Source organism: Paenibacillus pasadenensis DSM 19293, assembly GCF_000422485.1.
In the GTDB taxonomy this organism is placed as follows: domain Bacteria; phylum Bacillota; class Bacilli; order Paenibacillales; family Paenibacillaceae; genus Paenibacillus_O; species Paenibacillus_O pasadenensis.
In genome coordinates, this window is record NZ_KE383853.1 from 55,154 (window position 1) to 79,329 (window position 24,176).

The following is a 24,176-nucleotide window of genomic DNA, read 5'->3' on the forward strand; positions in this document are numbered from 1 at the left end:
GCCCGAGTTACTCGGTCTTTCCGCGCAACTCCCTCCGTTTCTCCTCCTGCACGCCCGAGTTACTCGGTTTTTCCGCGTAATTGCCTACGAACGCGCACCTCAAAGCCCTGCAACCCGAGTTTTTCGAGTTACAGGCTCGGATACGCTCTGCCCTGGTGACTGCAACCCGATTTTTTCGGGTTACAGGCTCGGATACACTCTGCCAGACGGCTGCAACCCGATTTTTTCGGGTTACAGCCTCGGATGCGCTCTGCCTGGCGCCTGCAACCCGATTTTTTCGGGTTAGAGGCTCGGATGCACTCTGCCCAGGAGCTGCAGCCCGACTTTTTCCGGTTACGGTCTCGGATGCGCGCCGCCGGGCAGCTGCAATCCGAGTTTTTCGAGCGATCCCGTGACGGACGATCGAGCGATGAGCGTCGATGTGATGGAGCGGACGCCTCTCAAAAGCGCCGCCCCCCTCTCCCTTTATCTGGATAAAGATGCTGTGGAGAGCGAACGCTATCCGCAAGGAGGTGAACGCAGATGAGCAAGTCCCAGCCCTTCGAGCCGTACCGATACGCCGAGCTTCCCCTCGTGGCAGTGGAAAGGATCCGGGAGCTGGAGCAATCGCTGTCGGACGGAGAAGGCCGCCCGGTGACGCTGATCGCTTTCGAACCCGAGCCGGAGAGCCAGGCTCCGAACGCCCGATAACCAAGCTAGAATGCAGTATTCCGATAGTTGGGAAAACCAAAAACCAAACCGCCTCGTCACCAGCGGTTTGGTTTCTATCCTTATTCATAGCCGTCAGCCGCTCAAGCTCCGCTTTTGTCTCAGGGTGTACGATGCTGGTGGTGGAGCCAAGCCCGCTTCCATCTCAACTCGAGGCTGCAAACGAGACTGCAACGTTACGGCCACACTCCGTTGTGCAAATCGGCGCAGCCGCGGTCGTCGGGCCAGACATAGACCCAGCCCTGACGGGCCGGATCGTCGAGATCCCGCGTCCAGATCCGCTCGTAGTCATTCGCCTCTTCCGGGCCGAAAAATTCCTCCAGCCGATCGCAGGCGGCCAAGCCGTCGCGCTCCAGCAGCAGCCACCAGCCCCGAACGGCCCGGTTCAAAGCGGAAAGCTCGCGGACAAGCGCGGGATAATGGCCGTCCGCCGCGTCGACGAGGCGCCCCCGCACCCGTCCCGGCCGCTGCGCAAGGACGAACGGAGCGACGACGCCGAAGTTGCTGCGTCCGGGCTGTAGCGTACCGTAGACAAACATCCAGATGCCAGAGGATGGGGACATCAACGAATGTGCTTGATCAGCCTGAGGCAGCGGAGCGGATGGAGCGGATGGGCCGCGAGCGGCTTGCGGATCGTTGCTCACAGGGCATGCGGGGCGATGTGCCTTCGAGCCGCCGGCCTCGGGGCATGCCCCGAGAGTGGCTTCCGAGCCGCCGGCCTCGGAGCAAGCGTCGAGAGGTGCTTTCGAGCCGCTGACCTCGGAGCATGTGCCGAGAGTGGCTTCCAAGCCGCTGGCCTCAGGGCATGCGTTGAAAAGGGCTTTCAAGCCGCCGGCTTCGGAGCATGCGCCGAGAGGTGCTTCCGAGCCGCTCGCCTCGGAGCATGCACCAAGAGGAGGTTCCAAGCCGCCGGCCTCGGGAGCATGCGCCAAGAGGAGCTTCCGAGCCGCCGGCTTCGGGGCTTGCTCCGAGAAGGGCTTTCGAGCCCCTGGCCTCGGAGCTGGAGCGGCTGCGGCGAGCCTCCAGCACGCCGCTCATGGCTGCCAAGGCGCGCGCACGGCGACGCCGGCCGCCTCCAGGCCGGCGCGGATAAGCGCGGCCAGCTCGGCCGCGCCCGGTCCGTCGCCGTGCAGGCACAGCGTCCGAGCCGCCACCGGCGCGAAGCCTCCGCCCAAGGCGGGCGCCTCGCCGCGCAGCGCGATCGTCAGCGCCTGCTCCAGCGCTTGGGACGGCTCGCCGTGCACGGCGCCGGGCCGGTCCCTGCCGGCGAGCGAGCCGTCCGGCAAGTAGGCGCGGTCGGCGAAGCCTTCCGCCGCGAACGGCAGTCCGGCCGAGACGGCCGCGCGCTCCAGCAGTCCGCCGGGAGGGCCGAACAGCGCCAGCCCGCCCAGCTCGGCGGCAGCCCGGGCGACCGCATCCGCATGGGCCTGGCTGGCTCCGCAGCGATGATACATCGCGCCATGCGGCTTGATGTGGCGCAGCTCGCCGCCGGCGGCGCGCACGAACGCCTGCAGCGCGCCCGTCTGATAAAGGACGGCCTCGTACACCTCCTCGGCGTCCAGCGCCATCGCGCGGCGGCCGAAGCCTTGCCGGTCCGGGTAGCCCGGATGGGCGCCGACCGCCACGCCGGCTAGCAGGCAGCGCTCGACCGACGTCCGCATCGTGCGGGCGTCGCCGGCATGCCAGCCGCAGGCGATGCTGGCGCTCGTGATGGAGCCGAGCAGCGCGGCGTCATCTCCGAAGGCGTAGCTTCCATACCCTTCGCCGAAATCGGCGTTCAGGTCGATCGTCGGCTTTTGCATGCGGGATGGCCTCCTTTTCCCCTACATCGGGGGGATGATGCGGATCTCGTCGCCGAACGCGATGCGGCCGGGACGCTCCACCGAGCAGACGATGCCGCGCCGGCCGCGCGCGGCCTTCACGAACGCCTGCGGCAGCCGCTCCTTGGGAGCGACATGCCGCTCGACCTCCTTGCCGGCGTCGGTGCAGGGATGGTTCTCGCCTTCGCAGACGAGCCCGGCGCCGCTTGGGAAAAGCAGCCGCGAGCCTGCGGGCAGCTGCGTCAGCCCGGGATAGCCGGAGAGCAGCAGGTTGCCGCCGATCCACTCGGGATCGAGCGCCTCGATGCCCATCCGCTCCCGCGTCTCCTCCAGCTCCTCGCGCGAGAGGATGCTGATCTGCCGACGGTTGAGGATCTCGGTGCCGCGAGGATACATCGGCTGGCGGCTGTCCGCGCGGGACGTCACGCCGAAGTGGCGGTCGCCGCGGATTCCGCCGAACTCCAGCTCTGCCTCCGCAAGCTCGCGGGAGACGAAGCTGCCCGGCGCATCGGCCGTATACAGGCCGGCCACGAAGGCCGGCGACCCTTTCCTCTTGCCGGACTTGGCGCTGCTCGCAGCCTGCGGGTCGACGCCCGGCTGATCGTTGGTCATGTCGCTTTCCTCCTGTTCAAATGAAAAAATCAGCTGTCAGCGGCCGGCGCGCGGCGCTGCTCCTGCAAGAAGCGTTCGGTCCGAAGGCGCAGCGCGGCTTCGAGCCGGTCGAGCTCCCGCTGCTGCCGCAGCAGGAGGCGCTGCGCCTCCTCCAGCTCCACGCGGAGGAAGCGCGTCCCGTCGCCGGGCCGCAGCTGGCCGAGCCGCGGCAGGTCGGCGGCGATGACATGCAGGATGACGGGATAACCGCCCGTCGTCTGGCAGCCTGCCGCCAGCGCGACGGGATGGCCGCCGGGCGGGAGCTGCACCGCGCCCGGCAGCACGCCGTGCGAGCGCAGCTCCGCGCGGCGCTCGAGCTCGATCGGATGGGCGTCCGGGATGAGCCGGACGCCCATCCGATCGCTGGCGGGAGAGGCGGCGAGCCGCTCCCGCCACAGCCGCTCCCGGGCAGCCTGCGTCAGCTGCCCGTAAGCGGCTCCCGGCACCGCGCGCAGCACGGCGGTGCCGGAGCCGTCGGCTCCGCCGCGCGCCACGAGGCGCGGCGCGAGCCACGGCGCGGCGGCGGGCAGCCTCCCGCCGCCGCCGGCCTGGGCGGCGCGCTGCGCGAGCGCCGCCAGCAGCGCCGCGCCGCGCGCCGAAGGCTCGCCGCGGCGGAGCGCCTCGCCGGCGGCAAGCCGGCGGCCGATGCCGGCGCGTTCATCGCCGCCGGCCGCGCCACAGGCCGCCGCCCCCGGCGCGGCGAGGCCGCCTGCGGCGGCCAAGTAGGCGCGGCAGCCGGAGCGCGCCGCGCCGAGCGAAAGCGTGCCGCCCGCCGGCAGCCAGACGGCTCGGCCCGCAGGCACCGGCACGCCGTCCAAGTCGGCCGGCATGTCGGCGCCGCAAATCGCCGCGAGCACGCCGTCCGGCGCGTCGACGCGCATGCGGACGCCGCCGAGCGCCAGCTCCAGCGCCGGCGCGCCGCGCGAATTGCCGCACAGCAGATTGGCTGTCTGCAGCGAGACCGCATCCATCGCGCCGCCGGCCGGCATGCCCTGGGCTCGCAGGCCGGGACGGCCCAGATGCTGCAGCTCGGCGCCGAAGCCGGGGCGGATGATCGTGAACGCCGCTTCCTTCGTCCTCATCCTCATCCCTTCCTTTCCGCGCTCATGACCTTCATTGTAGCTCATGCCGGCTCCAGCTTGCCATCCCGCGCCTCGACCTCATCGACTGGCCCCGCGACCAGCTGCTTGGCCGGCAGCCCGTTCCGCTGAAGCGCTTCGGCTGGCCTGTCCGCATGAAGCCACGACAGACTTCCATTCCCTCCGCTCGCGGCTCCGCCTGCCGCTCAGCCGCCCCGCTCCTCGTCCATCAGCCGCCTCATCTTCTGCCCAGCCGCCCGCTCCTCGTCCATCAGCCGCCTCATCTTCCGCTCAGCCGCCCTGCTCCTCGTCCATCAGTCGCCTCATCTTCCGCTCAGCCGCCCGCTCCTCGTCCATCAGCCGCCTCATCTTCCGCTCAGCCGCCCCGCTCCTCGTCCATCAGCCGTCTCATCTTGCGCTCCGTCGCCGTGCCTTGAGCGGGCGTGTAGATGCTGACGCGCAGATCCGGCTGTCCCTGGGCCTGCAGGCTCGTCAGCTGGAACTGCATCTTGCCCGCGCGGGCGTGGCGGAACTCCAGGATCACCTCCGGCGCGGCGCTGACGCGGCTCTCCTCCCAGAGCGGGGCGAAGCGGGCGTCGCGCCGCTCCATCGCCTCGATGAAGCGGGAATACCAGTCGTCGTCGGCATACCGGCCGTAGTAATAGCGGAACAGCGCCAGATAGCCCCGTACGAACTGCTCCCAGTTGACGGCGAGCCGCTGCAGCTCCGGCCGGGTGAACAGCAGCGTGATCATGTTGCGCTCCTCCGTGGGCACCGAGCCGAAGTCGAGAAAAACGCGGGCCGCCGCCTCGTTCCAGCCGGCGATCCGGCAGCGGCGATCCGAGACGATCGCGGGACAGCCGGCCAGCTCGTCCAAAATCCGCCCCAGCGGAGCGGGCAGCGCCGCCGGCTCGTCGGACGCGCTCCTCTCCGGCTCGCCGCCCTCTGCGGCGTCGCCCGCCAGCGCGGCCATGTACCGCTTTTCGTCCGCATTCAGCCGCAGCGCCTTCGCCACCGCGTCGAGCACCGAGGACGAGACGCGGATGTCCCGTCCTTGCTCGAGCCAGGTGTACCAGGTCGGGCTCACACCGGCCAGCTGCGCGACCTCCTCCCTCCGCAGCCCCGGCGTCCGCCGCCTCCCCCCTGCGGGAAAGCCGTGCTCCTCCGGCAGCAGCGCCATCCGGCGCGAGCGCAGAAATTCCGATAGAGCCTTCAGCCTCTCCTGTCGGTTCATGCCCTTCCTCCTCGATCCCATTACTTCTTATCCTAGTATAAACAACAACTTGTACCAGCATAAGAGCTGTGCGAAACTGCGCTTATCCGCAAGCTGCGAAGGAGATGGAGCATGATGGAGCTTTACACGAACGCCGCCCCGTCCAGCAAGGAGCATCGCGTCGTCATTACCGGCATGGGAGCCGTCAGTCCGTTCGGCGCCGGCGCCGAGACGTTATGGACCGCCCAGGCAGAAGGCCGCTCGGGCATCCGCCGCCTGCAAGAAGGCGGATGGCCGGAGGAGTGGCTGGAGCAGGCCGACGAGCGGGCGATTGCCGGCCTCGTGCCCGATTGGGACGGAGAAGCCCGGTTCGGCCGCAAAGAAGCCCGCAAGATGGACCGCTTCGTGCAGTTCGCGCTCGCGGCGGCCGAGGAAGCGCTCGGCCAGGCCGGACTCGGCGAGGGCCGGCTCGTGCCGGATCGGACGGCCGTTTATGTCGGCTCCGGCATCGGCGGGCTCGGCACGCTCATGGAGCAGGCGCGCGTGCTGGGCGCCCGCGGCCATAGCCGCGTCAGCCCGACGCTCGTGCCGATGATGATCGCCAACATGGCCGCCGCGGAAATCAGCATCCGCTACAGCCTGACCGGGCCGACGCTCTCGCCGGTGACCGCCTGCTCGATCGGCAACACGGCGATCGGGGAAGCGATGCGCCTGCTGCGCGCCGGCATCGCCGATGTCTCCGTCGCCGGCGGATCCGAAGCCGCCGTCGTCCCGATCGCCCTCGCCGGCTTCGGCAACGCGACCGCGCTCGCTTCGTCGGGCGGCGATCCGGCGGCGGCCAGCCGTCCTTTCAGCCGCAGCCGCTCCGGCTTCGTCATGGCCGAGGGCGCCGGCATCGTCGTGCTCGAGACGCTCGCCCATGCGCTTGCGCGCGGCGCCGAGCCGCTGGCCGAGGTGCTCGGCTACGGCGCGACCTCCGACGCGTACCACCGGGTCGCGACCGAGCCGACCGGCCGCGGCGCGGCGGCCGCCATGCGGCTGGCGCTCGCCGACGCCGGCCTGGAGGCCGAGCGCGTGGACCTCGTCTGCGCCCATGCGACCGGCACGCCGGCCGGCGACCTGTCAGAGAGCCGGGCGATCCGCAGCGCGCTCGGCGAGCGAGGCGGGAGCGTGCCGGTATTCGCCGGCAAGTCGATGACCGGCCATATGCTCGGCGCATCAGGCGGCGCGCAGGCGATCACGCTCGTCCGCATGCTGCGCGAGGGGCTGATCGCGCCGACGCTCAACCAGGAGGAGCCCGACCCGGACTGCGCCTTGACCGTCCCGGCCGCCCCGCGGCGCGAGAGTCTGGCGGTCGGGCTGTCCAACTCGTTCGGCTTCGGCGGCCATAATGCCGTCATCGCGCTCGGCCGGTTCGAGGATCGCTGAGCCGGCAGCCGCCGCTCGTTTCACGAAAAGAGTCCAGCCCGTTTTCCAAAGGGCTGGACTCTTCAACCTTTTCGATAAAAGATGGTGAAGCATCATCACCATCTTTCGAGCTGATCTTCCACATCTATTTTGAATGAAATATCGTACAAACTCTCCGTCGAGCAGACCTATTTCGACCTATTTGTACGACAAACCACACAAAATTCCCACCCGACTTTTTAGGAAAGCTTGGTTTGGATGAAAAACCGCACAAAACACCCCGAAAGCGAGCTTGAAGATCCATTTTGTGTAAATCATCATACAAATGGAGCTACTTTCGTCAATCGTGCAGCAAAAGGTCCGCTTGCCCCTCGCCTTCATGCCCTAGACATGATTTTGCCGCTGGGAAAGTCGAGTTCTACTCCACCGGAACGAACCGCACCCGGTCTCCGGGGGCGAGCAGCGCGGGACGCTCGCGGGCGGGGTCGTACAACGACGCAGCGGTGCGTCCGATCAGCTGCCAGCCGCCCGGAGATTCCGACGGGTAGAGACCGGTCTGCGCGCCGCCGATGCCGACCGATCCGGCCGGAACGCGCAGCCGCGGCGCATCGAGCCGGGGCTGCGCCAGCTCCGGCGGCAGTCCGTCGAGATAGGGAAAGCCAGGCAGGAAGCCGAGCATGACGACTCGGTACAGCGGCTTGGAATGCGCCGCGATGAACGCGCTCGGCGTCATGCCGCTGCGCCGCGCCGCCTGCTCCAGATCGGGCCCGTGCTCGCCGCCGTAGCGCACCGGGATCTCGATCGCGGCCCGCTCCGCCGCTTCGGGCGGCGGAGGCAGCTCGGCCAGCCGATCCTCGATCAGGCGCTGCGCCAGCCGCCACGGGACAGCGCCCTTCCGGCCGCGCTGCAGCCGCGCCGGATCGTAGACGGCCAGCACGCTCTCATAGGCCGGCACCGCGTCCTCCAGCCACTCCCAGCCTGCCGCCTCCAGCCAAGCCGCGGCATGGGCCAGCAGCCGCTGCAGCGGCTCGCCCTCCGGCGGCGCCGAGCCGTCCCCCGGCGGGAGCAGCAGCAGCGCCCGGTCTCCGGCCGGCTCGCAGCGCAGCGGCGGCTTGCGCAGCCCGGCAGCCGCGCCGCTCATGACCGCTTCGGACGGCCTCTCCCGCTCGCCTCCCGTCGGCTTCCGCTCCCGCTCGTCCCGCTCGCTGCCCGTCGCCATCCGCTCCTGCTCGTCCCGCCCGCTGCCCGTCGCCATCGGCTACCCCTCCGCTCGGTCTCCTGCGTTGTCGGCATGCGGCGGCAGCCTCCCGCCCGCCTCGCCTGCCGGCCCGTCGATCACATTCCTTCATTATCTTCGCCGCGTCGCGAAGCTGTCAACGACGCCCGGCGGAGGACGCCTCGCCCCCCGCGCGGCGTTCTCCGCCGGCGGCGCGCTCCGGCTCCGGATGGTATACTGCTTTCTATAGAGAAACTTTTTGCGCGAGACAGTCGTTGATTGCACAGGAGGCTCACATCTACATGCTTACCGCCTGCAAGCTGGGAAAACAATACAAAACGGGCTGGGCGCTGCGCCCGCTTACGCTGGAGCTCGGCCCCGGCCTCCACGGCCTGCTCGGCCCGAACGGAGCCGGCAAGTCGACGCTGCTGCGGCTGCTGGCCGGCATGCTGGCGCCGACGACCGGCGACGCGCTGCTGCGCGGCAGCTCGGTCCGCGACTTCCGTCGCAGCGGCAGCCGCATCGGCTACCTGCCGCAGAACATCCGCGTGCTGCCGCAGTTCTCCGCCCGCCAGTGGCTGCTCCATGCCGCCTCGCTGCAAGGCGGCGGCTCGCTCGCGGAGCGCCGGCGCAAGGTCGACGAGGTGCTCGAGCAGGTCAATCTGCTCGGCGAGGCCGATCTGCCGGCCCGCCACTATTCGTACGGCATGACCAAAAGGCTCGGCGTCGCCCAGGCGCTGCTGTCGGCCGGCGATCTGCTGATCGTCGACGAGCCGACCGCCGGCCTCGATCCCGAAGAGCGCATCCGCCTGCGGCGGGTGCTCGCCGAGGCCGCGGCGACGCGGGTCGTGCTGCTGTCGACGCATGTGCTCGGCGACATCGGCGCGAGCTGCCGCGAGGTGATCGTGCTCGGCGAAGGACGGCTGCTGTACCACGGCAGCACCCAAGGGCTCGCCGGCTTCGCCGAGGACCGCACCTGGGCGTGGGAGACGTCGGAGAACGAATGGCGGCGCATGCCGCTGGGCGGGCTGCTGAGCGCCCGGCGCACGGAGGAGGGCATCCTCTGCCGCGCGCTGAGCGACCGCCCGCCGTCGCCGTTCGCGGAGCGCGTGGAGCCGACGCTGGAGGAAGGCTATCTGAGCCTCATGAACCGCCAGCCCTCCGGAGGTCCGACATGATTCCGAACGTGCTTCGCCAGGCGGCGATGGAGCTGCGCTCCCTGCTGCTGCTGCGCTGGACGCTGCTGCTGCCGGCCGCGGCCTCCATCTGGATGCTGCTGCACACATGGCGGCTGCGGCCGGAGTCGTCGCAGGACATCAATCTGTACGCGTCCGACACGCATCAGATGCTGCTCATGCTGACGACCGCCATCCCGCTGCTGCTCGGCGTGCTGCTCATGCGGCGCGACCTGCTCCATCCGTCCGCCGAATGGCTGTTCCGGCTGCCGCTGCCCGCCGGCGGCTGGATGGCGGCCAAATGGCTCGCCGGCCTGGCCTACATGACGCTGTACACGCTCGCGGTCGGAGCGGCGTACGCCGCCTCGGCGCTGCGGCACGGCCTGCCCGCCGCCTCGATGGGGCGGCAGCTCGCCCTTTACGGACTGCTGTACGAGCATGCCTTCGCCGTCTCGCTGGCGCTTGGGCTGTTCCTGGGCGTGCTGCTGCCGCTCCGCTTCTCGCTGCCGGCGGCGTTCTGCGCCTGGGTGTTCGGCTCGCTGTTCCTGCAGGCCTACATCCGGCCGGTCTACGAATGGAGCTGGCTCAAGGCGTTCTACCTGCAGCCGCTGTTCGAGAACAGCCTGCTCGGCAACGAGGTCTGGTCCTGGCCGCTCGCCCGCGGCGAGCTGCTGCGCATCATGGGCTTCGGCGCCGCGTTCTCGCTGTTCCTGCTCGTGGCCGGCGCGGCGCTGCTCGGCCGCAGCAAGCCGCCGCTGAACCGGCGGCGGCCGTGGCTGCTCGCGCTCGTGGCGATGCTGGCCGCTGCAGGAGCATTCGCGCCGTTCGCCTCGCTGGAGGCGGCCCGCGACGTCCATCGCGCGCAGCTCGAGCAGGCGGCGGCCGGCCCGGACGAACGGCTCGATCCCGCCGCCTACCGCTTCCGGCTGGAACGGATGGACCTGCGGCTCAAGCTGGCCGGCGACGGCAGTCTCGTCGCCGAGGCGACGCTCGAGCTGCCGACCGAAAAGGGCCGGCTGCTGCCGGCCGAGCGGGGGCGGACGCTGCGCTACAAGGAGCCCGGCATCGTGTCGCTGCTGCTCTATCCGTCGCTGCAGGTGCGGTCGGTCCAGCTGAACGGCGTGCCGATCGCCTGGGAGCGCAAAGGCGACAGCATCCGCTTTCCCGAGCTTATGCTCGATCGCGGCCGGCCTGTCCAGACGGTGGAGATCCGCTACGGCGGCCGGCTCGACGAATGGCTGAGCGGGCCGGGCGGCAGCGAGAGCTATCTCGCCTTCCTCCGCTCCGATGCGCTCTACCTGCCCGCCTCGCTCGGCTGGTACCCGCTGCCCGGCGGCGACACGCTGCTGGCGCTCGACGAAGACGGCAGGCTGCTCGACCGCCCGTCGTCCGCGCTGACGCCCGGCGCCGCCTACGAGGTGGAAGCGTCCGGCTTCCGCGCTCCGCTGTTCGGCACGCTGCCGGAGGAGCCGTCGGCGGACGGAGCCGTCCGCTTCCGCGGCGTCTCCGGCGCGGGACTCACGCTCGTCGGAGGCCGCTTCGAGACGGTCCGGCGGGAGGGCGAGGCGATTCGGATCGTGACGACGCCGGGCAACCGGGACGAGGCGGAAGCGTTCCTCGAGCGGTTCGAGCGGCGACGCGAAGGATTGGAGGAGCTGGCCGGAGCTCCGCTCGGCGCGGTCCGGCAGCTGTTCTTTTTCCCGATGCATCTGATCGGCGCGCCGGTCGAGGCTCCGAGCGTGAACCGCTCCTGGCATGCGGAGAACGACACGCTGTTCATCCCGCAGACGGAGCATCGCAATCTCGACGGCTACGCCGAGGACGCGCTGAGCGACCTGCTGCTGTTCGGCGACGTCGGTCGGGGAGAAGCGATGGCCCGGGAGAACGCGCTGGAGGATCCTTCCGGCAGCGAATCCGTTGCCTTGGCGATCCGCTCCGCTTATGCTTTTCTGTACAACAAGCAGCGCGGCCCGGACGAGCCGTACCGCATCGAGGCGGAGGAGCTGCCGGCATGGAGGTCGATGCGCGCCTTGATCCAGGCCGCCTACGACCGAGGCCATGCCGCGCTCGCCCGCGAGGTGCTGGAGCAGTTCCGCAGCCGCGGGCTCGCGCTGCCGGAGCCGCCTCGCAGCGGAGCCGGCGAGCGCATGGCCGCAGCCGCGCCGCCGTACGTGACGGTGGACGAATTTATGAAGGAATGGCGAGCGCGCATGCCGGACGACCGCTGGCCGCCGATGACGGACGATGAAGGAGGATGACCGCGTGACGGTGACGGATGAAGAATTGGTCCAAGGAATGATGGACGGAGACCAGGCGAGCTTCGAGGCGCTGGTCCACCGCTACCATGCTCCGCTCTCGGGCTTCCTGCAGCGCCAGCTGAAGGATCCGGGGCGGGCGGAGGATATCGTGCAGGAGACGTTCCTCAAGCTGATCCGCCAGCTCAAGGACCGGCGCAGCCCCGACAACGTGCAGGCGTGGCTGTACCGGGTGGCGATGAACCAGTGCCGCGACTATTGGAAAAGCTCCGGCTACCAGACCGACCGCAACCGCTTCGGCGAGCCGCCGGAGCGCAAGGACGAGCGGCCCTCCGTCGTGGAGATGGCCGAGCGCTCGGAGACGCGCCGCGAGATCCGGCAGACGCTCGAGGAGCTGCCGCAGGTGCAGCGCGAGGTCGTGCTGCTCCGCTTTTATCAGGATCTCAAGCTGCAGGACATCGCCGACGCGCTCCAGCTCCCGCTGGGCTCGGTGAAGACGCATCTGTACAAGGCTCTGCGCCGGCTCAAGACGAAGCTCGGCAAGGAGCAGAAAGCCCCGATGCGGGCGGAAGGAGGGGAACCGGATGGAATTGCCGAACGATAAGGAACTGAAGCAGCTGGAAGAGGAGCTTCGCGGTCCCCTGTCCTCGCTGCACGCGCGGCCGGTGACGGCCTCGGATACGGCGCGCCTGCTGGCGTCGCTGCAGCCCGCCTTCGACGGGCTGCGTCCGGAGCTCTCCGGCCGAGGCGTGCCGGACTGGATGGGCGGCAGCGTGCCGGACGCCCGCCGGCCGACGCTGCTCAAGCTGCTGCGCACGCAGCTCGGCGCGTATTCGCGGGCGTACTGGCTCGCCAGCCTGGGGGTATTCCTCATGCTGATGTACATCCTGCCGTACGGCTCCGGCGAGGAAGGCTCGTCAATGCTGAGCGAGGTGAGCGCCAAGCTGTCGCTGTTCCTGCCGATGATGTTCCTCTCCGGCCTGCTGTACAGCTTCCGCAGCTGGAACCGCGAGATGCGCACGATCGAGAGCATCACGCCGTATCCGCCCGCGCTGCTGCTGATGGCCCGCGTCATGATCGTCGGCGGCCTGAACGTGCTGTTCGGCGTGGCGGCCTCGCTCTATCTGGCGACGCGCATGGAGCAGTTCCCGGTGCTGCCGTTCATCCTTCAGTGGATGTCGCTCATCCTGCTCATCGCCGGCGGCGCCGCCTACGTCATGCTGCGGGCCGGGGTCAAGAGCTCGTTCGTGATCGGCTCGCTGTTCTGGATGGCGTGGAACGTCATGGAATACGTGCTGCGCATGCCCGAAAGCGGCAGCTCCGCGCCGGAAACGATCCGCACCGCCATCTACTGGCTCTGCCTTGGAGCCGGCGCGCTCATGATCTCGATGGCGTACCGCCGCAGCCTCGTCATCAAGCGGGTCGTCTAAAGGAGGCCCGCCGATGATCGAGCTGAGCGGCGTGCGCTGGGAGCGCCGGGCCGGCGTATTCACGCTGGACGTCCCCCGGCTGCTGCTGCGCGAAGGCATCACCGTCATGGCCGGCGCCAACGGCTCCGGCAAGTCCTCCTTGCTGCAGCTGCTGGCGACCGCCGAGTTTCCCGACCAGGGCGGCATCCGCTACGGCCTCATGAGCGGCGACCGCGATCTGGCGGCGATCCGCTCGTCGATCGGCTATGTGCCGACCGGGCTGGAGCTGTACGAGGACATGCGGATGGAGCGGCTGCTGCGCTATCTGTCCGAGCTCAAAGGCGAGGCCGGCCGCGCGGAGACCGACCGGGTCATCGGGCTGTTCCAGCTGGAGCCTTACCGGCGGCGCGCGATCAAGACGCTGCCGCAGGGCATCCGCCAGCGGATCGCGCTCGCGCAGTCCGTCATCGGCTCGCCGGACTACCTGTTCCTGGACGAGCCGCTCAACGCGCTCGACTCGGTCGAGCGGCTGCGGCTGATCCGCTTTCTCGCCTCGTACGCCCGCGGCCGCGCCGTCGTCGTCTCCACGCATGAGCTCAACGAGTGGGAAGCCTGGGCGTCCCGCATCCTGTGGCTGGCGGACGGCAAGCCGCAGTTCCACGGCACGCCGCAGGAGTGGACGTCCGCCCTGCCCGGCTCGGTCTGGGGAGGATCGGTCTCGCCGGAGCGCTACCGCGAGCTGCCGCCTGGCGACCTGCTGCAGGTTCGGCCAGAGCTGGACCTCTGGAGCGTGCGCCTGCTCGCAGCGGACTGTCCCGGGCCGGAGTTCGCCGTCCAGGAGCCGACGCTCGAGGACGCGTACTTCCTGCGCTCGCGGGCGCGGCTTCGAGAGGAGCAGACCCGCATCAACACAACTCTACAGAACGATCATAACGACATGTAAGATCAGTTAATGGTAGAAAAAGGGCTGCTCTTGGTGAATTATGTTAAATATTCACTAAGAGCATCCCTTTATGCTACTTACGAAGTATTAAATTGCGATTGTTCGACTTAAAATATTCGTTTCGAATTTTCAAAGAACTATTTCGGCATAAATAATTTTTCTCCAAATCTAGTTCTTAGCTCGTTTTGAATACTTAATGCTTCCTCCTCACTTGATCCCGTAACAACAAAATAATTGCTACTCTCATCCTCATCATTAATCCAAACATTTATTTTATGAAATTTTTTGTCAAACCAAATGACATTCGAAGACACTATGCTAAACGGTTTTTTTGGACTTAAATACATTAATGAAGCCATTCGTACTCCATCTTTTTCTTTAGTTATTATTAATTCGGTTTGATTAGTCTTTGATTCATTATAAGAGTCAATAAGAATATTCCCTTTAAATGTTGACTTACCAAATAGAGAATATTTCAAATCTCCTTTGATGTGAATTTTTGTTTTACTAAAAAAAGATGAGTTTTCCGAATCCATAACTATTGCATCTCGTTTAACATCTATATTTTCCGAGAATTTAAAGAAAACAAAAAAAAGAACAATTACAACGGTAACGAAAAGGGATTTCTTATATTTCAAATTAATCATCCTTTTTTAAAAAAAATTTCGTTTAAATGAGATAATATAAAATTTTAAAAATATTCTTTTTATAAATAGTAAAATTGGATCTCGCTTGAAAGCATTGTAATGGGTATTCGACAAGAAAAGCCTTGATTAATTGGATAACGTACGTTATCACTATTCCAAGTATCAAAACTCCTTTACGAATGCAATTTTTAATTTAATCGTTTAAACAGAGTCCGAGAGTTCAATCCCAATGCTGTTAAGCGGTTTTGAGATAAATGAAGCATGGTGTCGTAAACAATGTCGTGCTTCACAAGTCTTATTAAATTCGTATAAAGGTTTCAAAATTTCATTGCCAGAGTCAACTTCTCTTCTCAAGAACTTTTTATTAATTATTCGGTAAAGCAGAAGAAACTCTGATTTAATTTATCCGCAACTTTTCCAGAAAAAATTCAATAGATAAAAACCCACTTAAAGGAAGTAGATTTGAGAGAATGTTCCTTATTCTAAGTGTAGCATAATTAACAACTGATTTTAAGCTTCACTTTTCTACAACGAAAAATTAGTCTTTATAATGCGTTAAAAGGCCCTCTCTTTAGAGGACCTTTAAGAACTAAGTAATCGAACCTGGGACACTTGGATTAGTTCCGTGAATTGTAGTGGCTAGCTTATTTTGAATGGTTCTCATTTCAAGGGAAAATAAATAAGCATTTTTTGGTGCATAAGGGCTTAAATAAGCAGCTATAGCAGCGGAACCATTTCTATGATTATCAGGCCTTAAATCATATGTTCTTGAACCCATACCGATTTGAGCACTTTCCACAGCACCGGTCGATTTCTTATAATTGAATGAGAGCGTATTCCATGATAGTGTCCCTGCCATTGAAGATGAAACAAAGCTCATTATTTGCTGGTTATCTGATTGTCCAACTTTTTTCACATACATAAAATCGACATTCTCATACCAAAGATAAGAGTAGTTTACCGAAATATTTTCAATAACTGTAGTTTTCGAAAAATTAGAATCAGTAACGAAATCTTTCACATAATCATAAACGGTTAATCCGATATTTATCGGTAGACTAATTGTTTTAGCAGCATCTTTAGCTACTGTTGCAGCTAAATTCGTCGCTCCAGCTTGAAAGGAATTATCTGACTGAATTATTTTTCCATTGGCTCCTTTAAGACTAGAGTTTTGACTGTTAGCTTCTGCTGTAAGATGCTGTACTTCATAAGTTATCCCATCTTTAACCCAATTTTCGCGATAACTAGTCCAAGCAATATTCGATTGAGATGGTATGACCACATACGGACTTATTCTGTCATAATTAGACAAATTATTAATTTTCATTTTCACTTCTTGATTGCTTAAGAATTCCACACCTAATTTCTGCATCTCATTTCCAAGACGGTTCCATTCCATTAAAAACCCTGGTTTCTCTTCAGCTAAAACTATCGCTCTCTCTGCCATTAAATCACTAATCATTTTGTTTCTAGCAGGTATTTCTTGCGAATATAAATTAACAGAATTCACTTGCTCCCTTGGTTCTAATGAAACTATGTCTTCGCTTGTCGCCGCATTACTAATACCACTAAAACTTGTAGTGATAGAAACTAGACTAGCTACTATTAAGAGCTTACCCTTCACCTTCATGGTATATCTCCTTTTATTTGGGATATTATTAATATTAACATTTTAAACCAAAAAAAACAGGGACAAAAGAACCAATCCAATAATAGGTAATAATAGCTGTTGATATATCCTTAAAATAAATTAACAAGACTTTGGTACCAAAGAATACTGGAATATGCATAATCGGCAGCTTGATTCTTCGAAAGCTCTTGGCTTGAGGTGCCTTGCATCAGTCTAGAAAGACTTAGTTACCTTTAGTGACTGTCGATTTAATGTGGACAGGTCCATTTCACATTAAAAAGTTGACTTCAGGAAAACGAAAAAAAGGCTGTCCCGTACGATCCGGCTTCATGACCGGCATCGAGGGGAACAGCCTTTTTGCTTTTGCTACTTGGAGCCGGCTTGGTCAATCAAGCCGGCGGCGATGAGCAGCCGCTGCACGAGCGCAGCCGTCTCGGCGCGGGTGATCGGCCGCTTCGGCTCCAGCCCCTTGCCCGAGCCTTGGACCAGTCCATGGCGCAAAGCGGCCGCGAACGCATCCTGCGCCCATAGGCTGACCTGGCCGCCATCCCGGTGCGCAGCCAGGGAATCGGCGCCTGCACCGCTGGCGTCCATGCCTGCGATCGCCATCGCTCGGGCCAGCATCGTCAGAGCCTCCTCGCGGGTCACGCTGCGGCTCGGGTTGAACGAGCCGTGCCCGTCGCCCTGGACGAGGCCGTACGCCTGCGCCGCCGCGATCGAGCCCGCATGCCAGACCGCTGCGTCGACATCGGCGAACGGCGAAGCGGCGGAGCTCGGAGCGAGGCCAAGCGCACGCACGAGGATCGAGGCGATCTCGGCGCGGGTGACGGCCGCATCCGGACGGTAATGCTCGGCGTCAACGCCGCTGACGACCATCCGCGAGGCCAGGTCGTTCACGGCCGGCTCCGCCCAATGCCCTGCGACATCGGCGAAGGCGGCGGGATGGTAGACGAGCGCGTAGGCGCTGTTCGTCAAGCTGTTGACAATCGCGTATTGCGCCCCGTCCCGCATCTCGATGAAGGTCGGCACATGCCGGACCGTACCGTCCTTGCCGATGACGACAGCGGTCGTGATCTTGGCCGGATCCGCGCCTTGCGGCAGCGGCAGCTCGCGCTTCACATAAGAGCTGAAGCGGTCGATCGCGACGCTTTTGCCGTCAAAGGCAGCCGCCGCCTCGAACGTCACCGGCGCCGCGGCGACGTGGAAGCCTTGACGAAGGCCGGCTTGCCGCGCCAGCTCGGCTGTCGCCGCATCGCTTTGGACGACGTCGATCCGCAGCAGGATCTCCGACAGGCGGTCCGCAGCGCCAAGCCGCGCCGCCAGGCTCGCGATGTCGATCTGTCCCGCCGGCAGCGCGTAGGTGCCGCTCGGCGCCTGCACCTGCAGCTGCGCCTTGCGGGCGGCCATCGCCTGGACGACATCGCCGGTCAGGCGGACGGATACGCCGTCGACCGGCTCGTTCGCGGCGGGGATCGCCATTACGGCCCCGTCAGCCGCAGCCGCCAGCTGCTCCAGCAGCTGCGCGCGGTTGACGGACGCGACGAGAATCGTCTGGCCGTTCGTCTGCTCCGTCGCCGCCTGCACGAGCTGCCCCTTCGGCTGGCCGTTCACCGTCATGCTCAGGCCGGGAGAGGCCGTCGGCGTCGCTGTCGGTGTCGGCGTCGCTGTCGGTGTCGGCGTCGGCGTTTCGACCGGAGTCGGGGTCGGAGTCGATGATTCCACCGGCGTTGGCGTCGGCGTCGGCTCCTCCGTCGGCTGTTCCGGCTGCGGCGTTTCCGTTGCTTGCGCTCTCTGCACGCTCACCGTATAGATGAGCATGCTGCCGTCCTGCGCGCTCACCCGGATCTCGATGACGTTGTCGCCTGCCGCCAGAGGCAGCGCGGGCGAGGCTCCCCCTCCGCTCAAGGCATGAGGTCCGCCCGTCAGCTTGCCCGTTCCATCATACACGCTGACGGCTACGGTGCCGTACACCGCATCCGCCACGCTCGGCGTGACCGTCAAGCTGGAGATCTCGCTGGCCACGCTGGCCGAGTACCGGGTCGTGCCGCTCGAGAAGGCCGGGCTCAAGTCTCCTGCCGACAGCGACAGGCTTTGCAGATCGGCATTGCTCGACTTCGGCGTCTCGATGACATACGAGAACGTCACGACGTCGCTGTCGAGCAGATTCGGCCCTGCCGCGAACGCCTTCACCGTCACGGTCTCGCCGGGAGCGCCGCTGACGGCGACTGCCGTGCCGGCGGCGCTGGCCGTCGTCGGCTCCGTGCCGTCGGTCGTATAGTAGATGGACGCGCCCGGCGTCGTCGTCGAAAGAGCGATGCCGCTGCCGTCCGCCACGACGGAGCCGCTGGCCGGATCGGCTGTCGGCGCGGCCGCCTTCCGGCTCACCGTGACGTTGATCGTGCGGGCAGCCGAGCCTCCCGCTCCGTCGCTGACCGTGACCGTGAACGGGTCCGTGCCGAAATAGCCTGCAGCCGGCTCGTATTCGATCGCATCGGCCGGCGTCAGCCCGGAGCCTCCGCTGGCAGCGACGCCTTGGCCGAGGCTGACGGCTCCATGAGTCGGCGCTGTCGTCAGCGTCCAGCTCAGCGTCTGCCCGCTGTCGCTGTCCGTGACCTTCAGCAAGGATCTGACATCCGTCGGCGAAGAGTCCTGCGCGACCGCAAGCGCCGTCTGGCTGCCCTCGAATACCGGAACGGTGTTCTGGCCGAGCGTCTTCACGAACTGCCCCTGCGCGTCGAACATCAGGATCGACCTATGGTTGTCGCTGACATAGATGGTGCCGTTTCGGTCTGTCGCCACATGGTAAGGGGAGGTCAGACTCGGGGCTGTCAACGTCATGTGATAACTGCCGTCGCTGTTATACACCTGCACCCGCTTGTTGCCGCCGTCGGCGATATAAAGGCGATCGTCGCGGTCGACATGCGCGCCCCAAGGCTGATTGAAATGCATGTTGTCCGTGCCCGGTTTGTCCTTCTCACCGATCGTCTTCTGATACGTGTACTTGTCCTGACTTTTATTGTATGTGTATACCACTATCGTGTTTCTCAATACTTGGGAGATGTATAACGTTCCCTTGGAATCCGCCGCGATTCCTAGCGGCCTGTAGTCTACATCGGGATAGCCGAAGAGCTGCTTATAGCCGCTTCCGTCCGTATTAAAGCGGTAGATCATGTTGTTGTGGTCCGTCACGAAGACATGTCCTAGGCCGTCCAGCGCGACAGACTCCGACACTGCGCTGGCTGGAAGAGCAAGGCTGCGGAGATAGCTTCCTTGGCTGCTGTACACCTGGATGCGCTTGTTGGAAGTATCCGTTACATAGATTTCTCCCGTCGCAGCATCGACTGCTACCGTCGTCGGCGTATCCAGATGGGCGTTGTCCGCCCCTCTGATCCCCGTTTCGCCCAGCGTCATCGACAAGCTCTCGTTTTCGTTGAAGACCTGAATTCGATGATTGCCTATATCCGCGACATAGATGCGTCCGCTGCTGTCCGTCGCGATGCCGCGAGGACTTTTCAGGTCCCAGCCCGTGCGGACGGCACCGAATGCCGTCGGCACGGCGGTGAAGAGCATCGCGATGACGAGGAGAAGCGATCCCCATTTTTTCATTCGTATTCCCACCTTGTCCTTGAGTGATTGCGTTCCGCCTCGTCCAGTGTAGCAGGGCGATTCTCAACACTTTCACAACAATCTCGCCAAAAAACGACAAAAACGGCTGTCGAATGATGCTTCGACAGCCGTTTCCTGCTGCAGCCGGCCTTTGCTCGTCCCGGCCGGCCAGCCTTACTCCCGTCCCATCCGTTCCTTGAGCGCCAGCGCCTGGCGCGCGCCGCTCCAATGTCCCATCTGCTCCTGCGACTCGGCCAGCAGGTCGTAATACGGGCCATGCTCCGGCTCCAGCTCGATCAGCTTGCCGAGCAGCGCCAGCCGCTGCGCGGAGCCGGCTTGGACCAGGCCGGCTCTCAGCGCCGCCGTGAACGAGGAGCGCAGCTCGATCCGGTACGCGTCCGCCCACGGGTAATGCTCCGTCTCCAGGTAGTCGCCCCGGTAGAGCCCCGCCGCGTCCTGTCCGGCCTCCCCTTCCAAGCCGGTCTTCGACCGCTCCAGCAGCTCCTCCAGATCGCTGCGGATGCCGCCCGCGTCCAGCCAATACCGCTCGTCTCCATAATGGACGATCTCCCCGCAGCCCTCCGCCTTCAGCAGGCTCCGCAAATAATAGAGCGACGTATGCAGCAGCTTCTGCGCCCGCTCCGCGGAATCGTCCGGCCACAGATGCTCCAGGATGGCATATTTGTAGACCGGTCGGCCGCGATGATGCCAGAGGTAGGCGAACAGCTCCTTGGTCTTGCGGGTGCGCCAGGTGAGCAGGCGGCCGCCTCCGCCGTACAGCTCCATGCTGCCCAGCACCTTCAGCGACAGCGTCGGCGAATCCGGCGGCGGGACGAGGTCGAGCGGACTGGCTTGCCCGGTCCCGGTCCTCCCTGTCGTCGCGCCGCTCGGCTCCTGACCGGCGCCGCTGCGATCGCGCAGCCGGTCCCGCAGGCTCTCGTAGCGCGACAGCGCCTGAAGCAGCTTGTCTTTGGCGACGGGCTTGAGCAGATAGCCGATCGCCTCCGTGCCGAACGCATCCACCGCATAATGGTGGTAGGCCGTCACATAGATCACCTCGGCGTCCGGGCAGACGGCGCGCAGCGCCGCGGCGGCTTCAAGCCCGTTCATGCCGGGCATCTCGATATCCAGGAAGAGAAGCTCGGGCTGCAGCGCGCCGCACTGCGAGATCGCGTCCGCCACGCGCTGGAACTTGCCGACGACATCCACTCCGCCCGCCTCGTTCAGCTTGATTTCCAGGACATCGAGCGCTATTTCTTCATCGTCGATCAAAATCGCCCTCATGCGCGCTCCTCCTTCGTCACGATCATCGTCATTCGAGTCCCCGCCCCCGGGCGGCTGGCGATGTCCAGCTTGCGCCCATACCTCATCTGCAGCCGGCGGTTGACATTGCCGATGCCGATGCCGCCGGCCTGCCCGGCCTCCAGCCTGGCCAGCATCGCCTCGTCCATGCCGACTCCGTCATCCTCGACCCGGATCTCGACCCCAACCGGGATGCTGCGGATCGAGACCGTCACCGTGCCGCCCTCGGGCTTGGGCCCGATGCCGTGGCGGACGGCATTCTCCACGATCGGCTGCAAGGTCAGCGGCGGCAGGAGCGCGCGCGCTCCTTCGTCGACGACGCATTCCACCTGCAGCCGCGGGCCGAAGCGCAGCTGCTCGATCGCCAGATAAGCCCGCGCCAGCTCCAGCTCCCGCTCCAGCGGGACCGCTTCGGCCAGGACAAACGTAAACTTGGCGCGCAAATAGGTCGTCAGATGCTCGATCGTCTCGCGCAGCTTGTCCACGTCCTTGTAGCTCAGCCCGATCAGGGCATTCAACGTGTTGTACAGGAAATGAGGGGTGATCTGGGCCTGCAGGAAGTCCATCTCCCGGCGCACCGCCTGCTCCGAGGAGCTTTTCATCGCCAGCAGCGACTGGACGCGGGCCTTCAGCTCCGCCAGCTCGAACGGCTTGTGCAGAATGTCGTTGGCGCCGGCGGCAAAGGCGGCCACAATGTCTGCGGTCTGGCCGGACGCGGTGAGCATGAGCACAGGAAGCTCGGACAGCCCGTGCAGCGACCGGATCTCCCGGCAGACGTCCAGTCCGGACACGCCGGGCATCATCAGGTCGAGCAGCACGAGATCCGGCTGCCGGCGCCGCAGCGCCTCAAGCGCTTCCGCTCCGCTGCTGACCGCCGTGAAGCGATGTCCGAGCGAGGCGACCGCGTCCAGCGCCACTTTCAGATTGGACGGCTCGTCGTCGACGATCAGAATGTGCAGGGCTGCTGTGGAGCCGCCGCCCTCGCCCAAGCGCATCGGATGCAGCGCCGAAGCGCCGTGCCGCGCTTCGCTCCCTTCCGCCCGCATAGCGGAGGAGGGCGCTGCGGCAGCCGCGGCGGGCCGCTCCCCGGCATCGGCCACCGGCAGCGTGAACGTGAACCTGGATCCTCGTCCGACCTCGGACTCCAGCGACATGGCGCCGCCCTGCAGCTCCACCAGCTGCCGGGCGATGCTCAACCCCAGTCCGATGCCCTCGCGCGAGCCCGCCCCCGATTCGCGGCCATGGACGAACGGCTGGAACAGCTCCTCCCGCAGCTCCGGGGGAATTCCACGGCCCGTGTCGCTGACCGTCACCGCCAGCATGTCTCCCTGCCGTGCGGCCGAGAGCGACACCGTGCCGCGCTCCGTGTATTTCAGCCCGTTTTCGAGCAGATTGTGCAAAATCTGGCGCAGCCGATTCTCGTCCGCCAGGACGAGAGGCAGCTCCGCCGGCAGCTCGTTGCGCAGCCGAATGCCCGGATTGACCGATGCGATCGCCAGCGTCTCCCAGACGAATTCGGCGGAGACGCGCATGTCGACCGGCCTCAGCTGCACCCGCAGCTCCCCATAGCGGATCCGATTCAGATCGAGGATGTCGCCCACCAGGCCGGCGAGCCGCCTCCCGAGCCGATTCAGCAGCAGGATGTTGTCGCGATGCTCCGCTTGGAGCGGAGTCTCGGCCTGGTCCAGCAGCGACTGGGACAGGTTCACGATGCCGTGCAGAGGCGTCCTCAGCTCATGCGACGTCTTGGCGAGGAACTCATCCTTTTGCCGATCCTGGATCAGCAGCCTCCGAGAGAGCCGCTCGCTCTGCACAAAGGCGGAGCGCAGCCGGTCCGACATTAGGAACGATTGGGACAGCACGACGAGCAGCAGCGTGACGACCATGTAGTAGGGACTGTCCAGCGCCAGCTGATAGCGCGTCTGCGCGAACACCCAGCTGATGATGAGGAAAAAGGTCCCGAGCAGGATGGAATAGACCCTTGCGCCGAGATGGCGCTTGCGAAAGATCGACGTGAAGATGAAGACGAACGAGAGCGTCTGCATGAGGATGCCGGGCCACAGGAGCGGAACGAGCCCCTCGTTGGGAATGAAGATGAGCACGGCCAGAAAGCCGTAGCTCGCTCCCAGGAACGCCTTGAGCCCCCTGCCGGGCTTGTCGTCCAAATACAGCCGGACGTAATGGATGAAGAACAGGATCGACAGCGACGGCACGATGAAGAGCAGCTTCTGCAGCGCCGGGAACGAGATCGACGGAAGCAGCGACGCGAGCACGATCTCGTTGTCGATGCTGAAGAACAGGCCGAGCGAGAGGCAGAACAGGCTGAAGTAGAGCAGGTAAGGCTCGCGCCTCCATTGCCTGAACATGCCGGCGAAATAAAGGCCGAAGACGAGCAGGGCCGTGACGAGGATCATGTCGCCCATGCGCGAGACGTCTCGCCTGGCCGCCACCTCCTCCGCCAGCCCGAACTCCGGCGGCTGCACGAGTCCGCCCGGCAAATACCGGTAGCTGGCCACCTGGATGACGATGTCGATCGTGCGGCTCTCCGCCTTGACCGTCCCCAGGACGGGCAGATTGCTCGGCACGAAGCGGCTCGGGTCCGCAGCGGGCGTTCCGCTGCCTCCAAGCTCGTCCCCCGCCGCGTAAATGCGGCTGGACAGGCGGATCTTTTTTGCTCTCACGCTGTAATATCCCGGCTCGCTCACCTCGATTCGGAGCCGGTACGTTCCCGCGCCGAAGCCGTCCGCCGAGTTCCAGTTGCCGGGCACGTTCAGCAGGCTTCGTCCGCTTTCCAGCTCCTTTTCGCTCTGGGCGAAATCGGCCGGCGTTAGAAGCCTGTCTTCATAAAATTCCCATTCTCCCTGCAGCGGGATGACGCCTTGCTTCGTAAAATCCCAATCGCGGGCGTCGAGGACGCCCGCTCGCGCTTGCGGGTAGTTTTCGACGGGATGGAGCCAGTAGTAGACGACGATGGAAGCGGCGGCCGCGAAAATCAGGACCAAGCCGACGAGCAGGAGCAGTTGGTTCTTCATGTCGATTCCTTCCTGATGGCTGATCGGACGGCGTGAATCGTTCCCTCACGAGGAGGATAGCCGCTAGTTCATTATCGGAATAC

The 24,176-nt window shown here is 64.1% G+C and carries 18 protein-coding genes; 7 read left to right on the plus strand and 11 right to left on the minus strand.

Annotated elements, in window-relative coordinates:
* The first annotated feature begins 522 nt into the window (after positions 1-522).
* The gene (locus tag H582_RS32090) at positions 523-690 is read left to right on the plus strand and encodes a hypothetical protein (protein ID WP_153783173.1); all 168 of its coding nucleotides are present in this window, start codon (positions 523-525) and stop codon (positions 688-690) included.
* 194 nt (positions 691-884) lie between these two features.
* Here H582_RS32090 and H582_RS0119595 read toward each other — a convergent pair whose 3' ends face one another.
* The 5 genes from H582_RS0119595 to H582_RS0119615 form a co-directional block, all read right to left on the minus strand.
* The gene (locus H582_RS0119595) at positions 885-1,271 is read right to left on the minus strand and encodes a gamma-glutamylcyclotransferase family protein (protein WP_028599902.1); all 387 of its coding nucleotides are present in this window, start codon (positions 1,269-1,271) and stop codon (positions 885-887) included.
* A 471-nt stretch (positions 1,272-1,742) separates the two neighbouring features.
* On the minus strand, positions 1,743-2,510 hold the full coding sequence (locus tag H582_RS0119600) for a LamB/YcsF family protein (protein ID WP_028599903.1): 768 nt from the start codon (positions 2,508-2,510) through the stop codon (positions 1,743-1,745).
* Positions 2,511-2,531: 21 nt separating this feature from the next.
* Positions 2,532-3,140, minus strand: coding sequence for an MOSC domain-containing protein (locus H582_RS0119605; protein WP_084137440.1), 609 nt, complete (start codon positions 3,138-3,140; stop codon positions 2,532-2,534).
* Positions 3,141-3,169: 29 nt separating this feature from the next.
* On the minus strand, positions 3,170-4,261 hold the full coding sequence (locus H582_RS28540) for a 5-oxoprolinase subunit C family protein (RefSeq protein ID WP_052333453.1): 1,092 nt from the start codon (positions 4,259-4,261) through the stop codon (positions 3,170-3,172).
* Between the two features lie 373 nt (positions 4,262-4,634).
* Positions 4,635-5,492 (minus strand): helix-turn-helix transcriptional regulator, encoded by an 858-nt coding sequence (locus tag H582_RS0119615; protein ID WP_028599905.1) that lies wholly within the window; start codon positions 5,490-5,492, stop codon positions 4,635-4,637.
* Positions 5,493-5,603: 111 nt separating this feature from the next.
* Between H582_RS0119615 and H582_RS0119620 the strand changes: the two genes are divergently transcribed.
* Positions 5,604-6,899, plus strand: a complete 1,296-nt coding sequence (locus H582_RS0119620) for a beta-ketoacyl-[acyl-carrier-protein] synthase family protein (RefSeq protein WP_240479046.1) — start codon at positions 5,604-5,606, stop codon at positions 6,897-6,899.
* Positions 6,900-7,296: 397 nt separating this feature from the next.
* On the opposite strand, the gene pxpB is transcribed toward H582_RS0119620, so the two are convergent.
* A complete protein-coding gene (pxpB, locus tag H582_RS28545; protein ID WP_205621428.1) occupies positions 7,297-8,133 on the minus strand; it encodes a 5-oxoprolinase subunit PxpB in 837 nt (278 codons plus the stop codon).
* 263 nt (positions 8,134-8,396) lie between these two features.
* Here pxpB and H582_RS0119630 point away from each other — a divergent pair, with 263 nt between their 5' ends.
* From H582_RS0119630 to H582_RS28555, 5 genes are read left to right on the plus strand one after another with little or no spacing between them, the layout of a single operon-like run.
* Positions 8,397-9,272, plus strand: a complete 876-nt coding sequence (locus tag H582_RS0119630) for an ATP-binding cassette domain-containing protein (protein ID WP_028599907.1) — start codon at positions 8,397-8,399, stop codon at positions 9,270-9,272.
* A complete protein-coding gene (locus H582_RS0119635) occupies positions 9,269-11,527 on the plus strand; it encodes a M1 aminopeptidase family protein (RefSeq protein ID WP_028599908.1) in 2,259 nt (752 codons plus the stop codon). The genes H582_RS0119630 and H582_RS0119635 overlap by 4 nt, the downstream gene beginning before the upstream one ends.
* Positions 11,528-11,531: 4 nt before the next feature.
* Positions 11,532-12,128, plus strand: a complete 597-nt coding sequence (locus H582_RS28550) for an RNA polymerase sigma factor (RefSeq protein ID WP_228551354.1) — start codon at positions 11,532-11,534, stop codon at positions 12,126-12,128.
* Positions 12,109-12,954 carry a hypothetical protein gene (locus H582_RS0119645; protein WP_028599909.1) on the plus strand — a complete coding sequence of 282 codons (846 nt, stop codon included), beginning with the start codon at positions 12,109-12,111 and terminating at the stop codon, positions 12,952-12,954. Before H582_RS28550 ends, H582_RS0119645 begins: the two co-directional genes overlap by 20 nt.
* Positions 12,955-12,967: 13 nt before the next feature.
* A complete protein-coding gene (locus tag H582_RS28555) occupies positions 12,968-13,876 on the plus strand; it encodes an ATP-binding cassette domain-containing protein (RefSeq protein ID WP_052333455.1) in 909 nt (302 codons plus the stop codon).
* 137 nt (positions 13,877-14,013) lie between these two features.
* On the opposite strand, the gene H582_RS32095 is transcribed toward H582_RS28555, so the two are convergent.
* The 5 genes from H582_RS32095 to H582_RS0119665 all read right to left on the minus strand — a co-directional run bounded on the left by H582_RS32095 (position 14,014) and on the right by H582_RS0119665 (position 24,093).
* Positions 14,014-14,514: a hypothetical protein gene (locus H582_RS32095; RefSeq protein ID WP_127464568.1), complete on the minus strand. Its 501-nt coding sequence runs from the start codon at positions 14,512-14,514 to the stop codon at positions 14,014-14,016.
* A gap of 598 nt (positions 14,515-15,112) precedes the next feature.
* The gene (locus tag H582_RS32100; RefSeq protein ID WP_127464569.1) at positions 15,113-16,153 is read right to left on the minus strand and encodes a hypothetical protein; all 1,041 of its coding nucleotides are present in this window, start codon (positions 16,151-16,153) and stop codon (positions 15,113-15,115) included.
* Between the two features lie 366 nt (positions 16,154-16,519).
* Positions 16,520-19,759, minus strand: a complete 3,240-nt coding sequence (locus H582_RS32105; RefSeq protein WP_028599910.1) for an S-layer homology domain-containing protein — start codon at positions 19,757-19,759, stop codon at positions 16,520-16,522.
* Between the two features lie 174 nt (positions 19,760-19,933).
* Positions 19,934-21,043 carry a response regulator gene (locus tag H582_RS0119660; RefSeq protein WP_028599911.1) on the minus strand — a complete coding sequence of 370 codons (1,110 nt, stop codon included), beginning with the start codon at positions 21,041-21,043 and terminating at the stop codon, positions 19,934-19,936.
* On the minus strand, positions 21,040-24,093 hold the full coding sequence (locus H582_RS0119665) for a hybrid sensor histidine kinase/response regulator (RefSeq protein WP_028599912.1): 3,054 nt from the start codon (positions 24,091-24,093) through the stop codon (positions 21,040-21,042). The genes H582_RS0119660 and H582_RS0119665 overlap by 4 nt, the downstream gene beginning before the upstream one ends.
* Positions 24,094-24,176: the final 83 nt, after the last annotated feature.

What these genes read in the sequence shown, in the direction of transcription:
- H582_RS0119630 (WP_028599907.1), top strand. Translation starts at nt 8,397, where the DNA reads ATGCTTACCGCCTGCAAGCTGGGAAAACAATACAAAACGGGCTGGGCG.
- H582_RS0119645 (WP_028599909.1), top strand. Translation starts at nt 12,109, where the DNA reads ATGGAATTGCCGAACGATAAGGAACTGAAGCAGCTGGAAGAGGAGCTT.
- H582_RS32100 (WP_127464569.1), bottom strand. Translation starts at nt 16,153, where the DNA reads ATGAAGGTGAAGGGTAAGCTCTTAATAGTAGCTAGTCTAGTTTCTATC.
- H582_RS0119635 (WP_028599908.1), top strand. Translation starts at nt 9,269, where the DNA reads ATGATTCCGAACGTGCTTCGCCAGGCGGCGATGGAGCTGCGCTCCCTG.
- H582_RS32090 (WP_153783173.1), top strand. Translation starts at nt 523, where the DNA reads ATGAGCAAGTCCCAGCCCTTCGAGCCGTACCGATACGCCGAGCTTCCC.
- H582_RS0119615 (WP_028599905.1), bottom strand. Translation starts at nt 5,492, where the DNA reads ATGAACCGACAGGAGAGGCTGAAGGCTCTATCGGAATTTCTGCGCTCG.
- H582_RS0119605 (WP_084137440.1), bottom strand. Translation starts at nt 3,140, where the DNA reads ATGACCAACGATCAGCCGGGCGTCGACCCGCAGGCTGCGAGCAGCGCC.
- H582_RS0119620 (WP_240479046.1), top strand. Translation starts at nt 5,604, where the DNA reads ATGATGGAGCTTTACACGAACGCCGCCCCGTCCAGCAAGGAGCATCGC.
- H582_RS28540 (WP_052333453.1), bottom strand. Translation starts at nt 4,261, where the DNA reads ATGAGGACGAAGGAAGCGGCGTTCACGATCATCCGCCCCGGCTTCGGC.
- H582_RS28555 (WP_052333455.1), top strand. Translation starts at nt 12,968, where the DNA reads ATGATCGAGCTGAGCGGCGTGCGCTGGGAGCGCCGGGCCGGCGTATTC.
- H582_RS0119660 (WP_028599911.1), bottom strand. Translation starts at nt 21,043, where the DNA reads ATGAGGGCGATTTTGATCGACGATGAAGAAATAGCGCTCGATGTCCTG.
- H582_RS0119595 (WP_028599902.1), bottom strand. Translation starts at nt 1,271, where the DNA reads ATGTCCCCATCCTCTGGCATCTGGATGTTTGTCTACGGTACGCTACAG.
- H582_RS0119600 (WP_028599903.1), bottom strand. Translation starts at nt 2,510, where the DNA reads ATGCAAAAGCCGACGATCGACCTGAACGCCGATTTCGGCGAAGGGTAT.
- H582_RS0119665 (WP_028599912.1), bottom strand. Translation starts at nt 24,093, where the DNA reads ATGAAGAACCAACTGCTCCTGCTCGTCGGCTTGGTCCTGATTTTCGCG.
- H582_RS32105 (WP_028599910.1), bottom strand. Translation starts at nt 19,759, where the DNA reads ATGAAAAAATGGGGATCGCTTCTCCTCGTCATCGCGATGCTCTTCACC.
- pxpB (WP_205621428.1), bottom strand. Translation starts at nt 8,133, where the DNA reads ATGGCGACGGGCAGCGGGCGGGACGAGCAGGAGCGGATGGCGACGGGC.